General features: G+C 31.5%; 13 protein-coding genes. 3 read left to right on the top strand and 10 right to left on the bottom strand.

Going from position 1 to position 17546, the window contains the following annotated elements; translation table 11 throughout:
* Window positions 1-79: 79 nt before the first annotated feature.
* A complete protein-coding gene (locus B0A58_RS02325; protein WP_014084830.1) occupies window positions 80-709 on the top strand; it encodes a LuxR C-terminal-related transcriptional regulator in 630 nt (209 codons plus the stop codon).
* Here the strand turns inward: B0A58_RS02325 and dnaG are convergent.
* From dnaG to B0A58_RS02355, 5 genes are all read right to left on the bottom strand, one after another.
* Window positions 706-2688, bottom strand: a complete 1983-nt coding sequence (dnaG, locus tag B0A58_RS02330; protein ID WP_089079724.1) for a DNA primase — start codon at window positions 2686-2688, stop codon at window positions 706-708. The genes B0A58_RS02325 and dnaG overlap by 4 nt on opposite strands.
* A gap of 275 nt (window positions 2689-2963) precedes the next feature.
* Entirely contained in the window at window positions 2964-4991 is a 2028-nt protein-coding gene (locus tag B0A58_RS02335) for a M3 family metallopeptidase (protein WP_089079716.1), read from the bottom strand.
* Window positions 4992-5198: 207 nt separating this feature from the next.
* Window positions 5199-5678 (bottom strand): 5-(carboxyamino)imidazole ribonucleotide mutase, encoded by a 480-nt coding sequence (gene purE, locus B0A58_RS02345; protein WP_014084833.1) that lies wholly within the window; start codon window positions 5676-5678, stop codon window positions 5199-5201.
* A 713-nt stretch (window positions 5679-6391) separates the two neighbouring features.
* Window positions 6392-7504 carry a hypothetical protein gene (locus B0A58_RS02350; protein WP_089079718.1) on the bottom strand — a complete coding sequence of 371 codons (1113 nt, stop codon included), beginning with the start codon at window positions 7502-7504 and terminating at the stop codon, window positions 6392-6394.
* A 65-nt stretch (window positions 7505-7569) separates the two neighbouring features.
* On the bottom strand, window positions 7570-9552 hold the full coding sequence (locus B0A58_RS02355; protein ID WP_089079725.1) for a urocanate hydratase: 1983 nt from the start codon (window positions 9550-9552) through the stop codon (window positions 7570-7572).
* 213 nt (window positions 9553-9765) lie between these two features.
* On the opposite strand from B0A58_RS02355, the gene B0A58_RS02360 reads away from it, so the two are divergent.
* The gene (locus B0A58_RS02360) at window positions 9766-10221 is read left to right on the top strand and encodes a hypothetical protein (RefSeq protein WP_089079719.1); all 456 of its coding nucleotides are present in this window, start codon (window positions 9766-9768) and stop codon (window positions 10219-10221) included.
* A gap of 68 nt (window positions 10222-10289) precedes the next feature.
* Entirely contained in the window at window positions 10290-10640 is a 351-nt protein-coding gene (locus B0A58_RS02365) for a hypothetical protein (RefSeq protein WP_014084837.1), read from the top strand.
* 86 nt (window positions 10641-10726) lie between these two features.
* On the opposite strand, the gene B0A58_RS02370 is transcribed toward B0A58_RS02365, so the two are convergent.
* The 5 genes from B0A58_RS02370 to B0A58_RS02385 all read right to left on the bottom strand — a co-directional run bounded on the left by B0A58_RS02370 (window position 10727) and on the right by B0A58_RS02385 (window position 17354).
* Window positions 10727-12943 carry a peptidase domain-containing ABC transporter gene (locus B0A58_RS02370; RefSeq protein ID WP_089079720.1) on the bottom strand — a complete coding sequence of 739 codons (2217 nt, stop codon included), beginning with the start codon at window positions 12941-12943 and terminating at the stop codon, window positions 10727-10729.
* Window positions 12944-13315 (bottom strand): hypothetical protein, encoded by a 372-nt coding sequence (locus B0A58_RS02375; protein ID WP_133063056.1) that lies wholly within the window; start codon window positions 13313-13315, stop codon window positions 12944-12946.
* 22 nt (window positions 13316-13337) lie between these two features.
* On the bottom strand, window positions 13338-14627 hold the full coding sequence (locus B0A58_RS02380) for a hypothetical protein (RefSeq protein WP_089079722.1): 1290 nt from the start codon (window positions 14625-14627) through the stop codon (window positions 13338-13340).
* A 66-nt stretch (window positions 14628-14693) separates the two neighbouring features.
* The gene (locus B0A58_RS16355; protein WP_165766278.1) at window positions 14694-14858 is read right to left on the bottom strand and encodes a hypothetical protein; all 165 of its coding nucleotides are present in this window, start codon (window positions 14856-14858) and stop codon (window positions 14694-14696) included.
* Between the two features lie 99 nt (window positions 14859-14957).
* A complete protein-coding gene (locus B0A58_RS02385; RefSeq protein ID WP_089079723.1) occupies window positions 14958-17354 on the bottom strand; it encodes an outer membrane beta-barrel family protein in 2397 nt (798 codons plus the stop codon).
* Window positions 17355-17546: the final 192 nt, after the last annotated feature.

Genomic DNA, 17546 nt, shown 5'->3' on the forward strand with positions numbered 1-17546 from the left:
GATAAAAATTTGTTTAGTAATATTTTATTATTTACATTTGTAATCAAATTCTACTTATTAATAATTAAATGATAATACTATGATTAAAGTTTGTATTGCCGACAATTTTCCTATAGTGCATTATGCAACTAAGGCGTATTTTAAAGACAGCATTGATGTTACTTTGGTAGCCAATGTTAATTCATTTGCAGAAGCAAAAGCTGCAATAACACAATTCGATTACAATGTACTTGTAATTGATTTGAACATTCATGATTTGTCAAGTATTTTGGAAATCAAAGCTATGTTGAAAGACGATCCACAAATTAAAGTGGTTATCTACAGTGCTCTTTCAGAAAACATGTATGCTCCAAATGCTTTGAAAATTGGTGTTAAAGGGTATGTTTCAAAAACAGAGCCTATCGAAAAATTAAGAAATGCAATTATCAGAGTGGCTCAAGGGGAAATCTTCGTTAGCGATGATATCCTTGAAACGATTGAAACTAATGCAAAAACTCCAAAAAGCGAAAGATTATTCAAAAAATTATCAACTCGCGAAATAGAAGTTTTACGTTATTTCAGTGCAGGTAAGAAAAACAAAGAGATTGCTCAAATTCTAGACCTTAACGAAAAAACTATTGGTACATACAAATTGCGTTTGTTGCAAAAATTAGATGTTACCAATTTAGTTGATTTGGTACACAAAGCTAAAGATTTAAAAATAGTTTAATTACTTGTTCGCATTCTTCCAATGCGGCGAGTTATGGTAACTTTTAGCTTATTATATTCATTAATCATAGATAAAATTTCGGTTTTGTCTATGATTTTTGGATTTAATACCTCTTGTATTAATTCTGTATTAACCTGTGTTATCAAGTGTTCTCTGTATGCAATTATAGTATCTGTAACTAATCTTTGCAAAACTTCTTCATTGTGCTTGTCTTTTACTACAACTTGTTTTTTGTCAAACCAGCCATGTAACTGGTATTTTTCATCGTCCATTAACAAATCTGTTAATACTTGCGAATATGCTGGCTGAACCGTGTGTATATAATTTTTTGAATCCAATTGTTCATTTCTAAGATAAATCCCAACCAAATCTTCATAAATTCCTCTGAAAATATCATTTGAAAAGGCTACTTCATCTTCCTGAAGGTTCATATAAATGATTTCAAATATTTTGTTTTCAATTTTTTCGACTATCCATTTTTCTTTTCCTGTTTCGTCAATTTTTAAAAAAACATTGTCGTATTCAATTTTTTCATTTCCATAAAGCAATAATATCCCTATAATAGATTTTTCTAACTGATGCAATAAATCAACTTTGGATTCTTGTACCACTGGAGTGGCTTTTTGAACTTCAAATGTTTTGGTGTTTTTGATTTGTTTTTTTTGATCATCTGATAGGTTTTTTTGAAACATTTGTGCCAAAGTATTTTGCAATACTTGTTCAGAAATATCCATAATTCTAGAACACTCTTGGATATAAATTTCTCGTTGGATACGATCTGGTATTTTAGAAATACTAACGACCATATCCCTAATCAAATCCGCCTTTTTGATGGGGTCGTTTTGTGCTTCATCCATCAATAACGAAGCTTTAAATTGAATGAAATCTTTTGCGTTTTTTTCTAAATAAGAAGTTAAAACGTCATAAGTATTTTTTTTTGCAAAACTATCTGGATCTTCTCCATCAGGAAAAGTACATACTTTGACATTCATACCTTCTTCTAAAATCAGGTCGATACCTCTAATCGAGGCCCTTAATCCAGCAGCATCACCATCAAAAAGTACCGTAATATTTTTGGTTAAACGGTTAATTAATCGGATTTGATCGGGTGTTAATGCCGTACCCGATGAGGCTACAACATTTTCAATACCCGATTGATGAAATTGAATAACATCTGTATATCCTTCGACTAAATAACAATTATTTTGCTTAGAAATGGCTTGTTTTGCCTGAAAAATACCATACAAAACTTTTGATTTATGATATATTTCGCTTTCTGGTGAGTTTAAATATTTGGCAGCTTTTTTGTCATTTGTCAAAATTCTACCGCCAAAACCTAATGTTCTGCCCGACATACTTTCTATAGGAAACATGACTCTGCCTTTAAATCTATCAAAAGGTCTGTCGTCTTTTGGAATGGATAGGCCTGTGCTAATCAAAAAGTCCAATTTGTAGCCTTGTCCTAGAGCTTCTTTAGTAAAGGCATCCCAAGTTTCGGGAGAATACCCAAGATTAAATTTTTTGATGGTTTCGAGTGTAAAACCCCTTTCTTTGAAATAAGTTAAACCAATTGCCTTACCTTCTTCGAGGTTTAATAATGTATTTTGAAAATATTTTTTTGCAAATTCAGATACTAAATACATACTTTCTTTAGCGTCAAATTTCATTTTATCATCGTCCGATTGTACGGTTTCTTCCAATTCGATATTGTACTTTTTGGCTAAATACCTGATGGCTTCTGGATATGTAAAATGTTCGTGTTCCATCAAAAAGGTGACAGCATTGCCCCCTTTGCCTGAACTAAAATCTTTCCAAATTTGTTTGACTGGCGACACCATAAAAGATGGCGAACGTTCGTCTGAAAAAGGGCTCAATCCTTTTAAATTGGAACCAGCCCGTTTTAAATTTACGAAATCGCCAATTACCTCCTCTATTCGAGCAGTTTCAAACACGGTTTCTATTGATGATTTTGAAATCATATTTTTTTTTTTAGGACTAAATTCTATTTTAATTTGGCATTTTATAGGGATAGCATTGGAAATCCTTTTAGCCCCCCCCCAGCCCCCAAAAGGGGTGTTGTCTTGCACGAATATAGTTTCTGAATGTGGTAATCAAAAAAGATTTTTTCACAATATTATATGTCTTTTGGAGTTCAATGAACGTTGTTTGAAACGGATAGCTCGAGCCTTGTGGTAACACCCAAAAGATGTTTAGCCTATTTGCTTTTTTAATTAGAATTTAGCCGATTTTAGTATTAGATTAGTCCTGCTCTTTTCAAAAGAGCTTCGGGTTTTGGTTCTTGTCCTCTAAATTTTTTGTACAAGTCCATTGGATGCTGCGTTCCACCCTGCGAAAGTACATGATCTTTAAATAATTGTGCTATTTTTGGATTAAAAATACCATTTTCTTTAAAAAATTCAAACGCATCGGCATCTAAAACCTCTGCCCATTTGTAGCTATAATAACCCGAGGAATAGCCTCCTTGAAAAATGTGTGAAAAAGACACGCTCATGCAGTTTTCATCTACATCTGGATAAAATGTTAATGGATCAAATACTGTTTTTTCAAATGCTTTAATATCTTGAATTTTGGACGGATCATTGGCATGAAAAGCCATGTCCAACAATCCAAAACTTAACTGACGCATGGTGGCCAATCCTTGTTGAAAACTGGCACTTTCTTTAATTTTTTCGATATATTCTTGAGGAATCACTTCGCCTGATTGATAATGTTTTGCAAATAGGCTTAAAGCTTCTGGTTCATAGCACCAATTCTCCATGATTTGACTAGGCAATTCTACAAAATCCCAATATACAGATGTTCCAGACAAGCTCGGATAGGTGGTATTGGCTAAAATACCATGTAATCCATGTCCAAATTCATGAAAAAGAGTCGTTACCTCGTTGAAAGTCAGCAATGACGGTTTGGTATCGGTAGGTTTTGTAAAATTGCAAACATTTGAAATGTGAGGTCTTTCGTTGAAATGGTTTTGAATCATTTGACTTTTAAAAGAAGTCATCCAAGCACCATTTCGTTTGCCTTTTCTTGGGAAAAAATCTGCATAAAATAAAGCTACAAAATTGTCATTTTGATCGACAACTTTATAAGTAATTACATCTTGATGGTATTTTTCTATATCGAATATTTCTACAAATTGTATTCCGTATAATTTTTGGGCAATGGTAAATGCACCTTGTAAAACATTATCGAGCTTGAAATAAGGTTTCAACATTTCGTCGTCTAATTGAAATAATTTTTGTTTCAATTTTTCAGAATAATAAGCACCATCCCATTTTTCGAGGGTTTGAATACCGTCTAATTCCAAAGCAAATTGAGATAATGCTTCAAACTCTTTTTGGGCAGCAGGTTTTGCTTTTAGTACCAAATCATTAAGAAAAGTAATGACTGTATTAGGATTTTTAGCCATTCTTTCTTCCAAAACAAAATCAGCATGTGATTGATACCCTAATAATTGGGCCCTTTCAAAACGTAAATTGGCAATTTGTAACGTAATTTTTTGATTATCAAATGGGTTGTTTTGAAAAGCTTTTTGGCCTGCTGCAATCGTAATTTCTTTTCGCAACTGTCTATTTTCAGAATAGGTTACAAATGGAATATAACTTGGATGGTCTAATGTAAAGACCCATCCCACAACATTTTTTGCTTTTGCTTCAGCCTGGGCTGCTTCGATTACTCCTTCGGGCAAGCCTTTTAAATCCTCGACATTTGTAATATGCAGCATATAATTGTTGGTTTCCGCCAATACATTTTCGCCAAAAGTCAATTTCAATGAAGCCAATTGAGTATCAATTTCACGTAGTTTTGATTTTTGATCTTCGTTTAACAAAGCTCCATTTCTTACAAAATTTTTGTATTTGCTATTCAAAAGTGTCAGTTGCTCTGAATTTAGGTTTAATTGATTGATTTGGCTGTAAACGGTTTTGATTTTTTCAAACAATTGTACATTTAAAGTGATATCATTACTAAACGCTGTTAATAAAGGTGCTATTTCTTGGGCCAATTGTTGCAAGGCATCGGACGTTTCTGCTGCATTAAGGTTGAAAAAAAGACTTGAAATACGTTCTAATTTGGCACCCGAAAATTCCAATGCTTCTATCGTATTCTGAAAACTAGGGCTTTCATTTTGATTCAAAATTGCCTCTATTTCGGCTTTTGCTTCCTCAATAGCTTGTAAAAACAACGGTTTAAAGTCGTCAATTGCTATTTTAGAAAATGGAGTACTGTCAAATTTAGTTTGATATGGAAAAGTTATTGGCGTCATTTTCATTTTTTTTATTATTTTTCAAAAAAAAGTCATTAAATTGTTGTTTAATAGATAAAACTTTTTATATTTGTACCGAATTATTTTATTTATTATTTTTTTTTAAATTAATTTTGAAATTATTTTTTTTACACCCAAATAAAAGATATTTTAATTTCATTATTAATAGATTTTCAGGAAGTCCCTAATTAATTTTAGGGACTTTTTTTATTTTAAACTTTTTGATGCCTTTATTACGGATTCTTTTAATGTTTCTTTGTACAAAATTATTTTATCTAAAACTCTATTATTTTGACTTCCAATAATTTGTGCGGCTAAAATGCCCGCATTTTTTGCACCATTAAGTGCTACGGTAGCCACAGGAACACCGCCTGGCATTTGCAAAATGGATAAAACAGAATCCCATCCATCGATAGAATTGCTAGATTTTACGGGTACTCCGATTACGGGCAACGGACTCATGGAGGCGACCATCCCTGGCAAATGTGCTGCACCACCAGCCCCTGCAATAATGACAGAAATGCCTCTTGTATGTGCGTTTTTACTGAAATCAAATAATTTTTCGGGCGTTCGGTGTGCCGAAACAATGTCGACTTCCGTTTCGATTCCAAATTCTTTTAAAATGTCGATGGCGTCTTGCATTACGGGCATATCCGAGATGCTTCCCATGATGATGGCTATTTTCATATCAGCCCCCTATCCCAAGCCCCCCATCCCCCGAAGGAGGAGTAGCTACACTGGGAAATCCTACTAGGGGTGAGTAGGGTTTTTAATGGTTTTAATTTTATGGAACAATGTTCCAAATATCAATATTGAATTCTTCTTGAATGGCTCTTAAATAGGAATACGTTTTTTTTATTTTTTACTTTCTTTTGAAAGTAAAACAATTAAATCATTGGTATCAACCTCATTGGTTTGGCAAAATATTTTTCTCCTGAATAAATTGTCCTATTTTCAAAATCTTTATGAAAAAAGTTGGTAACAAAAACAACAAGGCTAAAAAATGACTACCCTTGTTATTTTTAGTTATATTCTAATTAGTACAGCAAATTAGATGAAGCCTGTTTTGGGGATTCCTACAAGGGTCGGGCTATCCGTTTCAAACTTTTTTGACACCCATTCAGAAGCTGTATTTGTGCAATACTCCTTCCCTTTTTTTGTGTAATGTCATTAGGTTAAGTATTATTTTGTCATTTCGACCAAAGGGAGAAACGTTAGTTCAGCGAAGCTAAATCACATAACTAGAACAACTAATGCGATTCCTCCTTCGTCGGTATGACAAAACAGTGTCTATATTACTTAATGACATTGCCACTTTGGGGGCAAGGGACTTCTAAAGAATTTCCACTACTATCCCTAACGCAAAATGCTGTTAATAATTAGAATATAACCTTATTGTTTTAATACTCTCTGTTGTTGAAAAAGCTTATTAATTCGTCAAAATCCAAATCGTATAATTGCATTTGCCGTTTCTTTTCTTTCAATTTGGCTTTTATGGCTTTGGTAAATCCATTTTTTAATTTATATTTTTTTAATAATTGTAGTGTTATTTCAGCATTTTCTTCTAATTTAATATTAAATTTCTTGATTTTGTTTAAAATTGTTTGTTCTTTTATCGCATAAAAATTTTGATAATAAAAAGACGTGTCTTCATAATTGTTTTTAATTTTCCAATTTTCAACTTCCAAAAGATTGATTTTTTCGTTTAATTGTTTGATAATATTTTTTTGATTTTTTTCATTTAATGTCAACCCCACTGTATTTTCTGGGTCAATCATGATCCAAAGTGATAAAATTTCATAATAATCTCTGTTTTCCCAAGCTGTGGTTAAGCTTTTCATCAAACTTTCTTTTGCTAGTTTATCTTCATCAGACTTGCATAAATCAGGATGCACTATTTTGGCTAATTTTTTATACAATTTTTGAAAATCAATATCTGTTTTTTCAACCTTTTCCTGTGCTGCTTGTTGGGTTTCAAAAGCGGCTTTTTCTTTTATTTTTTCGTAAATTTTTTGTTTAAATTCTGGCGAATTAAAGTCATTACAATCAAAATCATCTGGATCCACATCTAAACCCATTTGTTCCATCATCATTTCGAAAGCTATTCTATTAAGGTCTTCGTTTTCTTGTTCTTGATTTATCAATAATTGTTGAAAAAATACCGTAGTTTTTTCTCTTAATTTATCAGAAACACCACCAAAATTTTCTATAAAACTCAAATCATTTTGAATAATTTCTAATACTATTTCCATTTCATCTTCAGAAAAAAGATCTTCTGATGTGTTATCAATTAAAAACTCAATATGTTGTTCCTTGATTGCTAAAAAAGTGGTTACTTTATCTTTTGCAACATCATTAAAAAGGTTTTTTAAATAGATAATTTTATCCAATAATTTTTCATTATCTGCTTTTAATTTTTCTATTTTGAGACTTTTTTTGGCAATGTCTTCCATTTTTTTGTTCTTCTTTTCGCCTTCAGATTGCTTCAGAATAATTTGAATTTTATCAGTCATGTTATTGGGTTTATGAATTGAAATATGATTTTACAAAAATAATAATTAAATGTTTAACCCCACTATTACAAATTCAAAATATCTTCGGCTACTATATTTGGAAGTGTAACTTTGAGCAACGGCTGTTGTTGCATAGCCCGTTTGATGGCAAAAATAGCCCCTTCGTTTCTGGCCCAGTTTCTACGAGCAATGCCGTTGTTTACATCCCAAAAAAGCATGTTTTCTAGTTTACGGGAAGCTTCGGGAGTACCGTCGAGCAACATACCAAAGCCCCCATTGATAACTTCGCCCCATCCTACTCCACCACCATTGTGTATAGACACCCATGTGGCCCCTCTAAAGCTGTCGCCAATAACGTTTTGAATGGCCATGTCGGCGGTATAACGAGAGCCATCGTAAATATTTGAGGTTTCTCTGTAAGGCGAATCTGTACCAGATACATCATGGTGATCCCTCCCCAAAACAATATAACCAATGTCGCCACGAGCAATAGCTTGGTTAAATGCTTCGGCTATTTTTATACGACCTTCGGCATCGGCATAAAGGATTCTGGCCTGTGAACCAACAACCAATTTGTTGTTGCTTGCTCCTTTAATCCATTGGATGTTATCGGCCATTTGCTGTTGGATTTCTTGGGGTGCATTGGCCATCATGCTTTCCAAAACCTGACAGGCAATAGCATCTGTTTTGTCTAAATCAGAAGGGTCGCCCGAGGTACAAACCCATCTGAAAGGGCCAAAACCATAGTCAAAACACATGGGCCCCATAATGTCCTGCACATAGCTAGGGTATTTAAAATCTATATTATTGTGTGCCATTACGTTGGCTCCTGCTCTGGAGGCTTCGAGCAAAAAGGCGTTTCCATAATCAAAAAAATAAGTTCCTTTTGCAGTATGTTTGTTTATAGCTTCGGCATGACGGCAAAGAGAAAGTTGTACGGCTTGTTTGAACTTTTCGGGTTCGTTGGCCATCATTTCGTTGGCCTCTTCAAAAGAAATTCCTACGGGATAATAGCCTCCTGCCCAAGGGTTGTGCAACGATGTTTGGTCGGAACCTAAATCGATAGGTATATTTTCTGCATCTAATTTTTCCCAAACTTCTACCACATTTCCAAGGTAAGCAATAGAAACCGATTCGTGGTTTTGTAAAGCCAATCGAACCCGAACTACGAGCTGGTCCAAATCGGAAATTATTTCGTTTATCCAACCTTGAGTATGCCTAATGTTGGTAATTTTTGGATTTACCTCGGCACAAATGGTAACACAGCCCGCAATATTTCCAGCTTTTGGTTGTGCTCCAGACATGCCGCCAAGTCCAGAGGTTACAAATAAACCGCCTTTTGGTGATTTTTTAATTTTTCTGAAACCATTTAAAACCGTAATTGTGGTGCCATGTACTATGCCTTGAGGGCCAATGTACATATAACTTCCCGCTGTCATTTGACCATATTGCGACACACCTAGAGCATTCATTCGTTCCCAATCGTCTGGTTTTGAGTAGTTTGGAATTACCATCCCGTTTGTAACCACAACCCGTGGAGCATCAATATGCGATGGGAAAAGTCCCATTGGATGCCCCGAATACATGACAAGCGTTTGTTGGTCTGTCATTTCAGATAGGTATTGCATAGTAAGCAAATACTGAGCCCAATTTTGAAAAACAGCTCCATTGCCACCATAAGTAATCAACTCGTGGGGGTGTTGGGCAACGGCATTATCCAAATTGTTTTGAATCATTAGCATAATGGCCTTTGCTTGAAGAGATTGACCTGGATATTCTGAAATTGGTCGGGCATACATTGGATAATCTGGTCGAAAACGGTACATATATATCCGTCCAAATTGATCTAATTCGGCCTTAAATTCGGGTAATAACTCGGCATGATGTTGGGCATCAAAATAACGAAGGGCATTGCGAAGAGCCAACTTTTTTTCTTGATCAGTTAAAATGTCTTTCCTTTTTGGAGCATGGTTGATAGTTGCATCAAAAGGTTTTGGATTGGGCAAACTAGAAGGAATACCTTGTTTGATATGGTCTTGAAAATTCATAACAAAATGTTTATTTTTTGTTTCAAATATAAACATTTTTTTTTATTTTAAATTTTTTAACAAAAGGCTTTTTGAAAAAATTAACTATTAGGGATAGCCAGGTATAAAAATGTCTGATTAATAAAACGACTAACTCACAAAATTTTGTTAAGGATTAAACTTCTTAAACTATTGATTGTCCTATGTCTATAAATTTTAATTAATACTTAAATAATGAAAAAAATCGTTTTATTAGCAATGATCCTTGTTGGGACAACAGGTTTTGCACAAGAAAGAAAACACCGACCAGAAAAAGGTGATATGGAGCAAATGTCTCCTGAAGAAAGAGACGAAATGCGGTTGAAAAGGCTAACAAAAGACTTGAATTTGGACACCAAACAACAAGACCAAGTAAGGCAATTGATGGCAGAGCAAGGCAAAAAAAGAGCGGCAATGATGGACGAAAGAGCCAAAATAATGGAAGCCAAAAAAGCCGAAAGAAAAGCCATGAGAGACCAAATGCAAGCAGAAAGAGATGCCGCAGACCAACAATTGAAAACTATTTTGAACGCAGACCAATGGGCCAAATTTGAAAAAATAAAAGCTGAAAGAAAAGACAAAAGAGAAGCTTTTAAAGCCGAAAAACGAGACCGTGGTCACGAAAAAAAAGAAGCCATGATGGAGAAATAAAAAATAAATTTTGATTTTAATGAAATATTTTTTAATTTTGATTAATTATTTCACTAAAAAAATATATTATGAAAAAAATAATAGCTGCTTTTACATTATTTATGGCTTTTTCGATGGGGGCTTTTGCACAAGAAAACAAAGCCACCAACGAACAATTAGCTAAAAATCAAGCCGTTACGATGGTAAAGTTTTTGAATTTGGACGAAAACAGAATTGAAGAGTTCAAAAATTTGTTTTTAATGAAAGAAGAGTTGATGAACAATCCAGAAGCTTCAGACGATCGTAAAAACATTATGAGCCAAGTGGTTGCTGCAAAAATTCAGGCTTCGATAAATGGCAAACAATTAGAAAAATTAGTTGCCAACACAGCCTTGTACAACCAACTTGTGGGTACTGATAAATTGAAATCTAAAAAATAATTTGGTGTCGTAACACCGCAATTTTTACTGATGTCTTTGTCAAAGTGTAGCACTTTGACAAAGATTTTTTTTTATACCAAACGGCATTAACTTCCCAATTCTAATTGATTTTTTACTAAATTGAAATAATCGGCTTTATTTTGAACAAGCTGTTGGTGGTTGCCTATTTCTGCAATTTCTCCATTTTTGAGTACTATAATTTGGTCGGCATTTTTAACGGTGCTTAAACGATGGGCAATTATTAGAACGGTTTTTCCTTTAAAAAACTGTTGCAAATTATCGTGTATGATTTTTTCGTTTTCGGCATCAAGTGCCGATGTGGCTTCGTCAAAAAAGATGTAATGTGGGTTTTTATAAACCGCTCTTGCAATAAGAATCCTTTGCTTTTGACCGCCTGAAATGCCGTTGCCCGATGCTCCAATTTTGGTATTATAACCCAATGGTAATGTGTTTATAAAACCTTCAATATTGGCTATTTTTACAGCGTTTAGTAGTTTTTCTTTATTGATGTTTTCATCGCCTGTGGCAATATTTCTTTCGATTGTATCAGAGAAAATGAAACCGTCTTGCATGACTACACCACAATTTTTACGCAAACTTTTGGGCGAAATGTGGTTGATGTTTTCGGAATTAAAAAACAATTCTCCTTGTGTGGGCTCATAAAATTTTAACAGTAATTTCATTAATGTTGTTTTTCCGCTTCCGCTTGCCCCAACTATTGCGGTTATTTTTCCATCGGGAATTGTGAAATTAATATCTTTTAGTACAAATGGAGATTTTGGCCCTTCGTATTGAAAGGACAAATTTTGGAAATCTATTCCATTTTGACTGGTTGAATTAATTTTTGATAAGGGAACTAATTTTTCATTTTCTTCGTCTTCATGATTTTGTACCTCTGACAATCTTTCTAAACTTAATTTTGCATCTTGAAAAGAATAGAAAAAAGTTGTTATGCTATTTAGTGGAGAAATCATTTGCCCTAAAATAAATGAAATTGCCATAAGTTCGCCTAATGTCATTTTTCCTTTAATTACGCAGGTAGCTGCTATATAGGTTACAATTATGTTTTTGATTTGATTTATTATTTCAAAACCACCTATTTGAAATTGATATAATTTAAGTACACGAGTATTTATTTTTAATAATTTATCTTGAATTTTTTGCCACTCTTTATTTTTATAATCTTGAAATTGGTTAAGTTTCATTTCGGTTACACCATTTATAATTTCGTAAATAGCACTTTGATTTTCACTTTTTAATTGAAATTTATAAAAATCAAGTATGCTTCTTTTTTTTAGAAAATAAACGGACCAAAAAACAGCTACACTCGTTAAAAATAGATAGATGAATAAGATTGTGTAGTTATAATACCCTAAAATAATAAAAAAGATACAAAAAGAAATAATTGAAAAAATGGTAACCAAACTTTGTGAGGTTAAAAAACTTTCAATTCGTTCATTATCTTGGATTCTTTGTATAAAATCTCCTATTATTTTTGTGTCAAAAAACTTGATAGGTAATTGTAATAATTTTTTTAAGAAGTCGGAAATTATAGTAATGCTTATTTTTGTCCCAACTTGTAATACTATCCAGTTTCTAATTATTTCAACTGTCATTGAACCCAAAAACAAACTAATTTGTGAGAAAAGAATTAATTGAATGATTGATAAGTTTTTATTTGTAACCCCCTTATCTATTAAATTTTGAGTTAAGAATGGAAAAGCTATGTTTATTAAATTACCAAATAGTAAACATAAAAACATCCATAAAAATTGTTTTTTATGTTGTATTAATAAATCAGATAAATATTTAATATTTATTTTTTTTTCTATTGGCGGAGATAATTTGTAAAAAATATCTGTTGGATTAAGAAATAATGCAACACCTTTATTATCATCACTTATCCAATTACTCAAAAAATCAACTTCTTTAAAATAAAGAAAACCATAGGATGGGTCTGCAATTTTAAACATGAAGTCTTTTTTAAATAAAGACATCTTGTTTTTTTTATTTTTCTTTGACCCTTTTATTTTTTCTAAAACTACAAAATGATTTTGTCTCCAATGTAATATGCAAGGTCTTGGTAAATCTAATAGTTGTTCTAAATTTATCTTGGTTGTAATTGTTTCAAATCCTATGTTTTGAGCGGCCTCGCTAATACCTAATAAAGAAACGCCCTCTCTTGTTAGAAAGGATTGTTCTCTTAAATATTTTAATGTATAGTTTTTACCATACTTATTTGCAATCATTGCTAAACAAGCTGGGCCACAATCCATAATATTATATTGAGGAATAAATTTCATCTAATTTATCATTACTTTTATTGAGTCGGATGTTTTTTTTAATTTTTCAATAATTGTTTGATTTAAAAGATTGTTATTGTTTTGGTAATTTATTTCAATTTTACCAGACTCTAATTTTACAAATGTTGTATCGTTTTTTGTTTCCAAATCACTAATTTTTTTCCAGACAAATTTTCCATTTGAATTAGTAAAATTCATTCCAATTTCAGATTTCAGATAATTCAATATTTCTATGGTTTTTGATTTATCAAATGTCGAAGTATAATTATAACTTTCAGAAGATTTAGTATTGCTTTGGGTAATTGTTTTCGATTGTGCAAGACCAAAATTTGATACCACAGACATAAGTATTATAAATATATATTTTTTCATTTTTTATTAAATTTTAGATATTTTAAATGATGTTAATTGCTCTTTTGTCATAAAGGAGCGATAAAAAGTATAGACCAGCTTCAATAGGCCAATCTTGAGTTAATACTTTTAATAACTCATTCACACTTTCCTCTTTATTTTGATTTAATTTTTCTATTATCGTTATTAACTCATTATGATATTTAATTTTAACTTTATATCCTCTTGCAAAAATAATAAGCTCTTCCTCCATTTTTTCATAATAGGTTTTAAAAGGATATGGTGTAATAACCTTCTTGTTTTCTAATACCTCATATTGATCTACATCATATTTCATTTTATCTTTTAATGATATAGGAATATTTGACCAGCCGCCATTACTAATAATTGCCCATTTATACTGTTTATGTAGATGTTTCATTAACTCCATAAATGATAATTTCTTTAAATTTTCATCTAAATTAATAACAGATTCAATATCATTAAAAGATGTGTCAATTGAAGTATTTTTATCAGGATTTAATATTTCTTTATCATCATTTAAATATTGTAAATGAATTGTGTCTAATATTCTTGAAGTAAATGTTTTTTTTGTTGGATTATTAAACCAAATAGTTAAACCCACAGACAACTCGTCAGAAAAACCAATATGATATTTGTTCCAAGGCATAAAATATAAATCTCCTGTTTCAAAAGGATATTCATCTGCGAAAGGTAAAAGAGGTTCTATGTCTTTATTGTTGTCTTTTTTGCCTGTCAGTTCTTTGTATTTCTCTTCTTCCCAGTTATACATTATTTTCGGGCCAGGACCTAAATGAAAATGAATAACATTGTCGCCTCTTGTATCTTGATGGATTCCTAAAGGTGTCCAGCCGTAGTTGCCTATTAGAATATGTGCACTTAAACCAGTTAGAGGAATTCCAACTTTGTCTAATAATGGTTGGATTTTTAATAAAATATCGTGAGCCATTTTTTCTGAAAACTTTTCAGTTCTATTAAGTATCATACCGAATTTTTGATGAGCAAAAATTCGTTTAGTATAATCTTCAATAGTTTCATTTTCGGTTGGTGGTGTTTCAAAAAGTTTTGACATATATGTATTATCTTGCTCTTTACCGTCAAGATAAACTCTAAAACCATATTGGTTGGTTTTGTGAGTATAAATTTCTTGCAAAATTTTGATGATTTCACCATTTAATAAACTTACATCGTCTTTTGAAATTACGTCTTTAAAGACGTTTGTTTTTGTGAAGTTTTCACTCTCTTCTAAAAAATATTCCCACCAAGCAGTGGAGAATGATTTTATTTCTTGTGTTATATTTTTATTTTCCATTAAAATATAGTTTATATTTTGTTTTTGATTAAAAAGCCGTGAGCAAAACACTCACGGCTAATTTTACTACTCTCCTGAAGAAGTGATGATTGAAACAGAAACCGTTACTTTTACTTCAACAGTAGTTGTAACAACTTTGTCAGCCATACCTCCTAAAATCTCTGCAGATTCTAGCGGTGATAAAGTGCTAACATTCAAAAAATCTTTTGCATTGAATTTTTTATTTTCCATGTTTTCATTTTTTTATGGGTTAAACAATTGGTAAACTTTTAACGACACCAGAAATTTTACTTACTATTTTTATACCCTCGTTGGTCTTTTGCTTGCAAGCTATTTTTTTAATCTATTTTTCTCTTCTTCGTTGCTTCCCTCTATTTGAGTAGTTTTAATATCTTTATTGCCCAATTTATAAACTACAGATATTCTTAAAAATCGTATATCTTCATAGTTTCTATAAATAATTGGATAATTATTGGTTATAGATGTTTGGGTAATTATACTGGTCTTTAAAATGTCGTTTCCTATAATTGCTAAGCTCCATTTTTTATTTAAAAACAAAAATTTTAAGGACGCATCAAGCTGACTGTATGCGGATATTTTATCGACTCCTGAAACTCCTTTAAAATTATAGGAGTAGTTTAATGCAAACAAAACTGTTTTTTCTTTATTGAAAATAAAATTATTGTTTGTAGTTAGATTATAATTAACACCTGTTATATTTGAATTTATATAAGAAACAGATGATTTTGAATTGGAATAAAAAATATCAAAACTATTATAACTTTGAAACCATTCTTTATGACTAATTGTGTACGATTCTGAAAGACCAAAATTTTCCGAGTTTAAGTAATTTAAAATAATATTGGCTTGTATACCATCTAATGGGTTAATGAAAATAATCCCTCCTGTACCATTTGAAATTTTAGAATAATATAATCTATTATTCCAATTACTTTTATAAGTGTAATTAATTTCTAAATTATTGCTGTAACTAGGTTGTAAAAAAGGGTTTCCTTCAGAATATTGATATTTGTTATTATAAATCCTAAAAGGATTTAGGAATTCAAAATAAGGTCTATCTAATCGTTTGCCATAGCTGAATGACAATGAATTGTTTTCATTCGGTGCGTAAGACAAATAGAATGTTGGAAATAATTTTGAATAATTATTTTTGTTTGTTTGGTTTAATGTAATGGAGTTACCCTCTGTTTGTGTAGTTTCTAATCGTAAACCTAATTGACTTTCCCATTTTTCTCCTAGCTTTTTACTTCCCGAAATATATAAAGCTTCCGTGTTTTCTTTATAAACAAATTTATTACTTTGTAATGGGTCAAATACTTGATTTCCTGTTGTGAGATTATAAAGTGCTAAATCAGTATTGTTTTTTGTAAATGAAATTTTGCCACCAAAAGTTAAGTCTATAAATTTAGTTGGGAAATCAACATCAATTTTTGCTGAATAATTTGTTATATTTTGTTCTGAAATATTATTTGCAGAATAGTATGAGTTTGGTATTATCGTTTGGTTTTGGTAGAGGTTATTTGAACTAAATATTCGGTCTTGGTTATCATCAAATACTAAATAGTTAAAATTTGTTGAAATTTTTCTGCCAATTGTATCAAGTTTGTATATTGTATAAATATCAACGGCATTAATATTATTTTTTATTTTATTCTCTGCACTGCTGATAATTAATGAGTCAATAGTGCTTAACGAATTATTTTTTATTGTTGAAAAATCTTTTTCTTTGTTATTCTTGTTATTATTACTTCCTATATATTGAAGTCCGATATTAAATTTTTCTGAAAATTTATAATTAACCCCCAATCTTCCTCTAACTATATCATAATAATTTCTGTTCGTGTTTTCTTCTTGCCAAGTTTGACTAGGGTAAAAAAATGTTGTGTTATATGTTGGGCTTATAGAACCGTTTGTTATACCTAAATCTGAACTAATGGATATTTTCTTTTTATCATAATTAAATCCTCCACCAACACTTCCTGCGGGGTAGGTTGTTTGCGTGTAAGTACCTCTCATATTAGCACTCCAACTATCTTTTTTTGCTTTTTTTAATTTAATATTAATCAGTCCTCCATTTCCTTTAGCTTCATATTTTGCTGGAGGGGTTGTAATAACTTCAATGGCTTTTATATTATCCGAGGGTATTGTTTTCAAGAAATTTATCAAATCATCACCAGCAAGTTGAATTATTTTATCATCAATCATAACAGCTAAATTATTTTTACCAATCATACTAATTGCATCATTTTGAACTCTAATATTTGGAGTAGACTTTAGAGCATCAATAGCATCGCCGCCAGAGGCTGAAATGCTGTTTTCGACATTGAAAACTAGCCTATCTACTTTGCGTTCGATGAGTTTCTTTTTGGAGTTTACAACTACTTCTTGCAGTTGTTGTGGGGTGTCATTTAGGATAATAATGCCTAAATTAACGTCTTGAGAGGCATTTATTGTTTGTTCTTTCAGTACTTTGCCCAGATGTTTTATCAACAAAGTATATGTGCCTTTGGGTGTTGTGAGGCTAAAGTTGCCCTTGCTGTCTGACAAATCGCTATGGGTTATATGGGCTTGATTGTTTTGCAGTTGCACTTCTAATAACTCAAGAGGTTGGTTTTGTGAGTCTGTTATTTGTCCACTGATTTTTACTTGTGCCAAAACTCCAAATGGTAATACAAATAGCCATAAAAAAATTGTGAATTTAGTCATTTTTTACTTTTTTAATTTATTCTGGTATATTATATAGCATATAATACGTTTTTTTAAAACATCACATCTTCATAATGCGAAATATTCTGTTATATGTATATCTTTGTACTTCTGATTCATTATTTAATTACAAACTTAAAACAAAAAAATATACAAACCAAATATTTTTCTCTATTTTTTTTTTTTTTTTTT

The organism is Flavobacterium branchiophilum NBRC 15030 = ATCC 35035 (genome assembly GCF_002217205.1).
Lineage (GTDB): Bacteria > Bacteroidota > Bacteroidia > Flavobacteriales > Flavobacteriaceae > Flavobacterium > Flavobacterium branchiophilum.

Excerpts from the sequence above, each read along its gene's own strand:
- B0A58_RS02325 (WP_014084830.1), top strand. The coding sequence starts at position 80 with ATGATTAAAGTTTGTATTGCCGACAATTTTCCTATAGTGCATTATGCA.
- dnaG (WP_089079724.1), bottom strand. The coding sequence starts at position 2,688 with ATGATTTCAAAATCATCAATAGAAACCGTGTTTGAAACTGCTCGAATA.
- B0A58_RS02335 (WP_089079716.1), bottom strand. The coding sequence starts at position 4,991 with ATGACGCCAATAACTTTTCCATATCAAACTAAATTTGACAGTACTCCA.
- purE (WP_014084833.1), bottom strand. The coding sequence starts at position 5,678 with ATGAAAATAGCCATCATCATGGGAAGCATCTCGGATATGCCCGTAATG.
- B0A58_RS02350 (WP_089079718.1), bottom strand. The coding sequence starts at position 7,504 with ATGACTGATAAAATTCAAATTATTCTGAAGCAATCTGAAGGCGAAAAG.
- B0A58_RS02355 (WP_089079725.1), bottom strand. The coding sequence starts at position 9,552 with ATGAATTTTCAAGACCATATCAAACAAGGTATTCCTTCTAGTTTGCCC.
- B0A58_RS02360 (WP_089079719.1), top strand. The coding sequence starts at position 9,766 with ATGAAAAAAATCGTTTTATTAGCAATGATCCTTGTTGGGACAACAGGT.
- B0A58_RS02365 (WP_014084837.1), top strand. The coding sequence starts at position 10,290 with ATGAAAAAAATAATAGCTGCTTTTACATTATTTATGGCTTTTTCGATG.
- B0A58_RS02370 (WP_089079720.1), bottom strand. The coding sequence starts at position 12,943 with ATGAAATTTATTCCTCAATATAATATTATGGATTGTGGCCCAGCTTGT.
- B0A58_RS02375 (WP_133063056.1), bottom strand. The coding sequence starts at position 13,315 with ATGAAAAAATATATATTTATAATACTTATGTCTGTGGTATCAAATTTT.
- B0A58_RS02380 (WP_089079722.1), bottom strand. The coding sequence starts at position 14,627 with ATGGAAAATAAAAATATAACACAAGAAATAAAATCATTCTCCACTGCT.
- B0A58_RS16355 (WP_165766278.1), bottom strand. The coding sequence starts at position 14,858 with ATGGAAAATAAAAAATTCAATGCAAAAGATTTTTTGAATGTTAGCACT.
- B0A58_RS02385 (WP_089079723.1), bottom strand. The coding sequence starts at position 17,354 with ATGACTAAATTCACAATTTTTTTATGGCTATTTGTATTACCATTTGGA.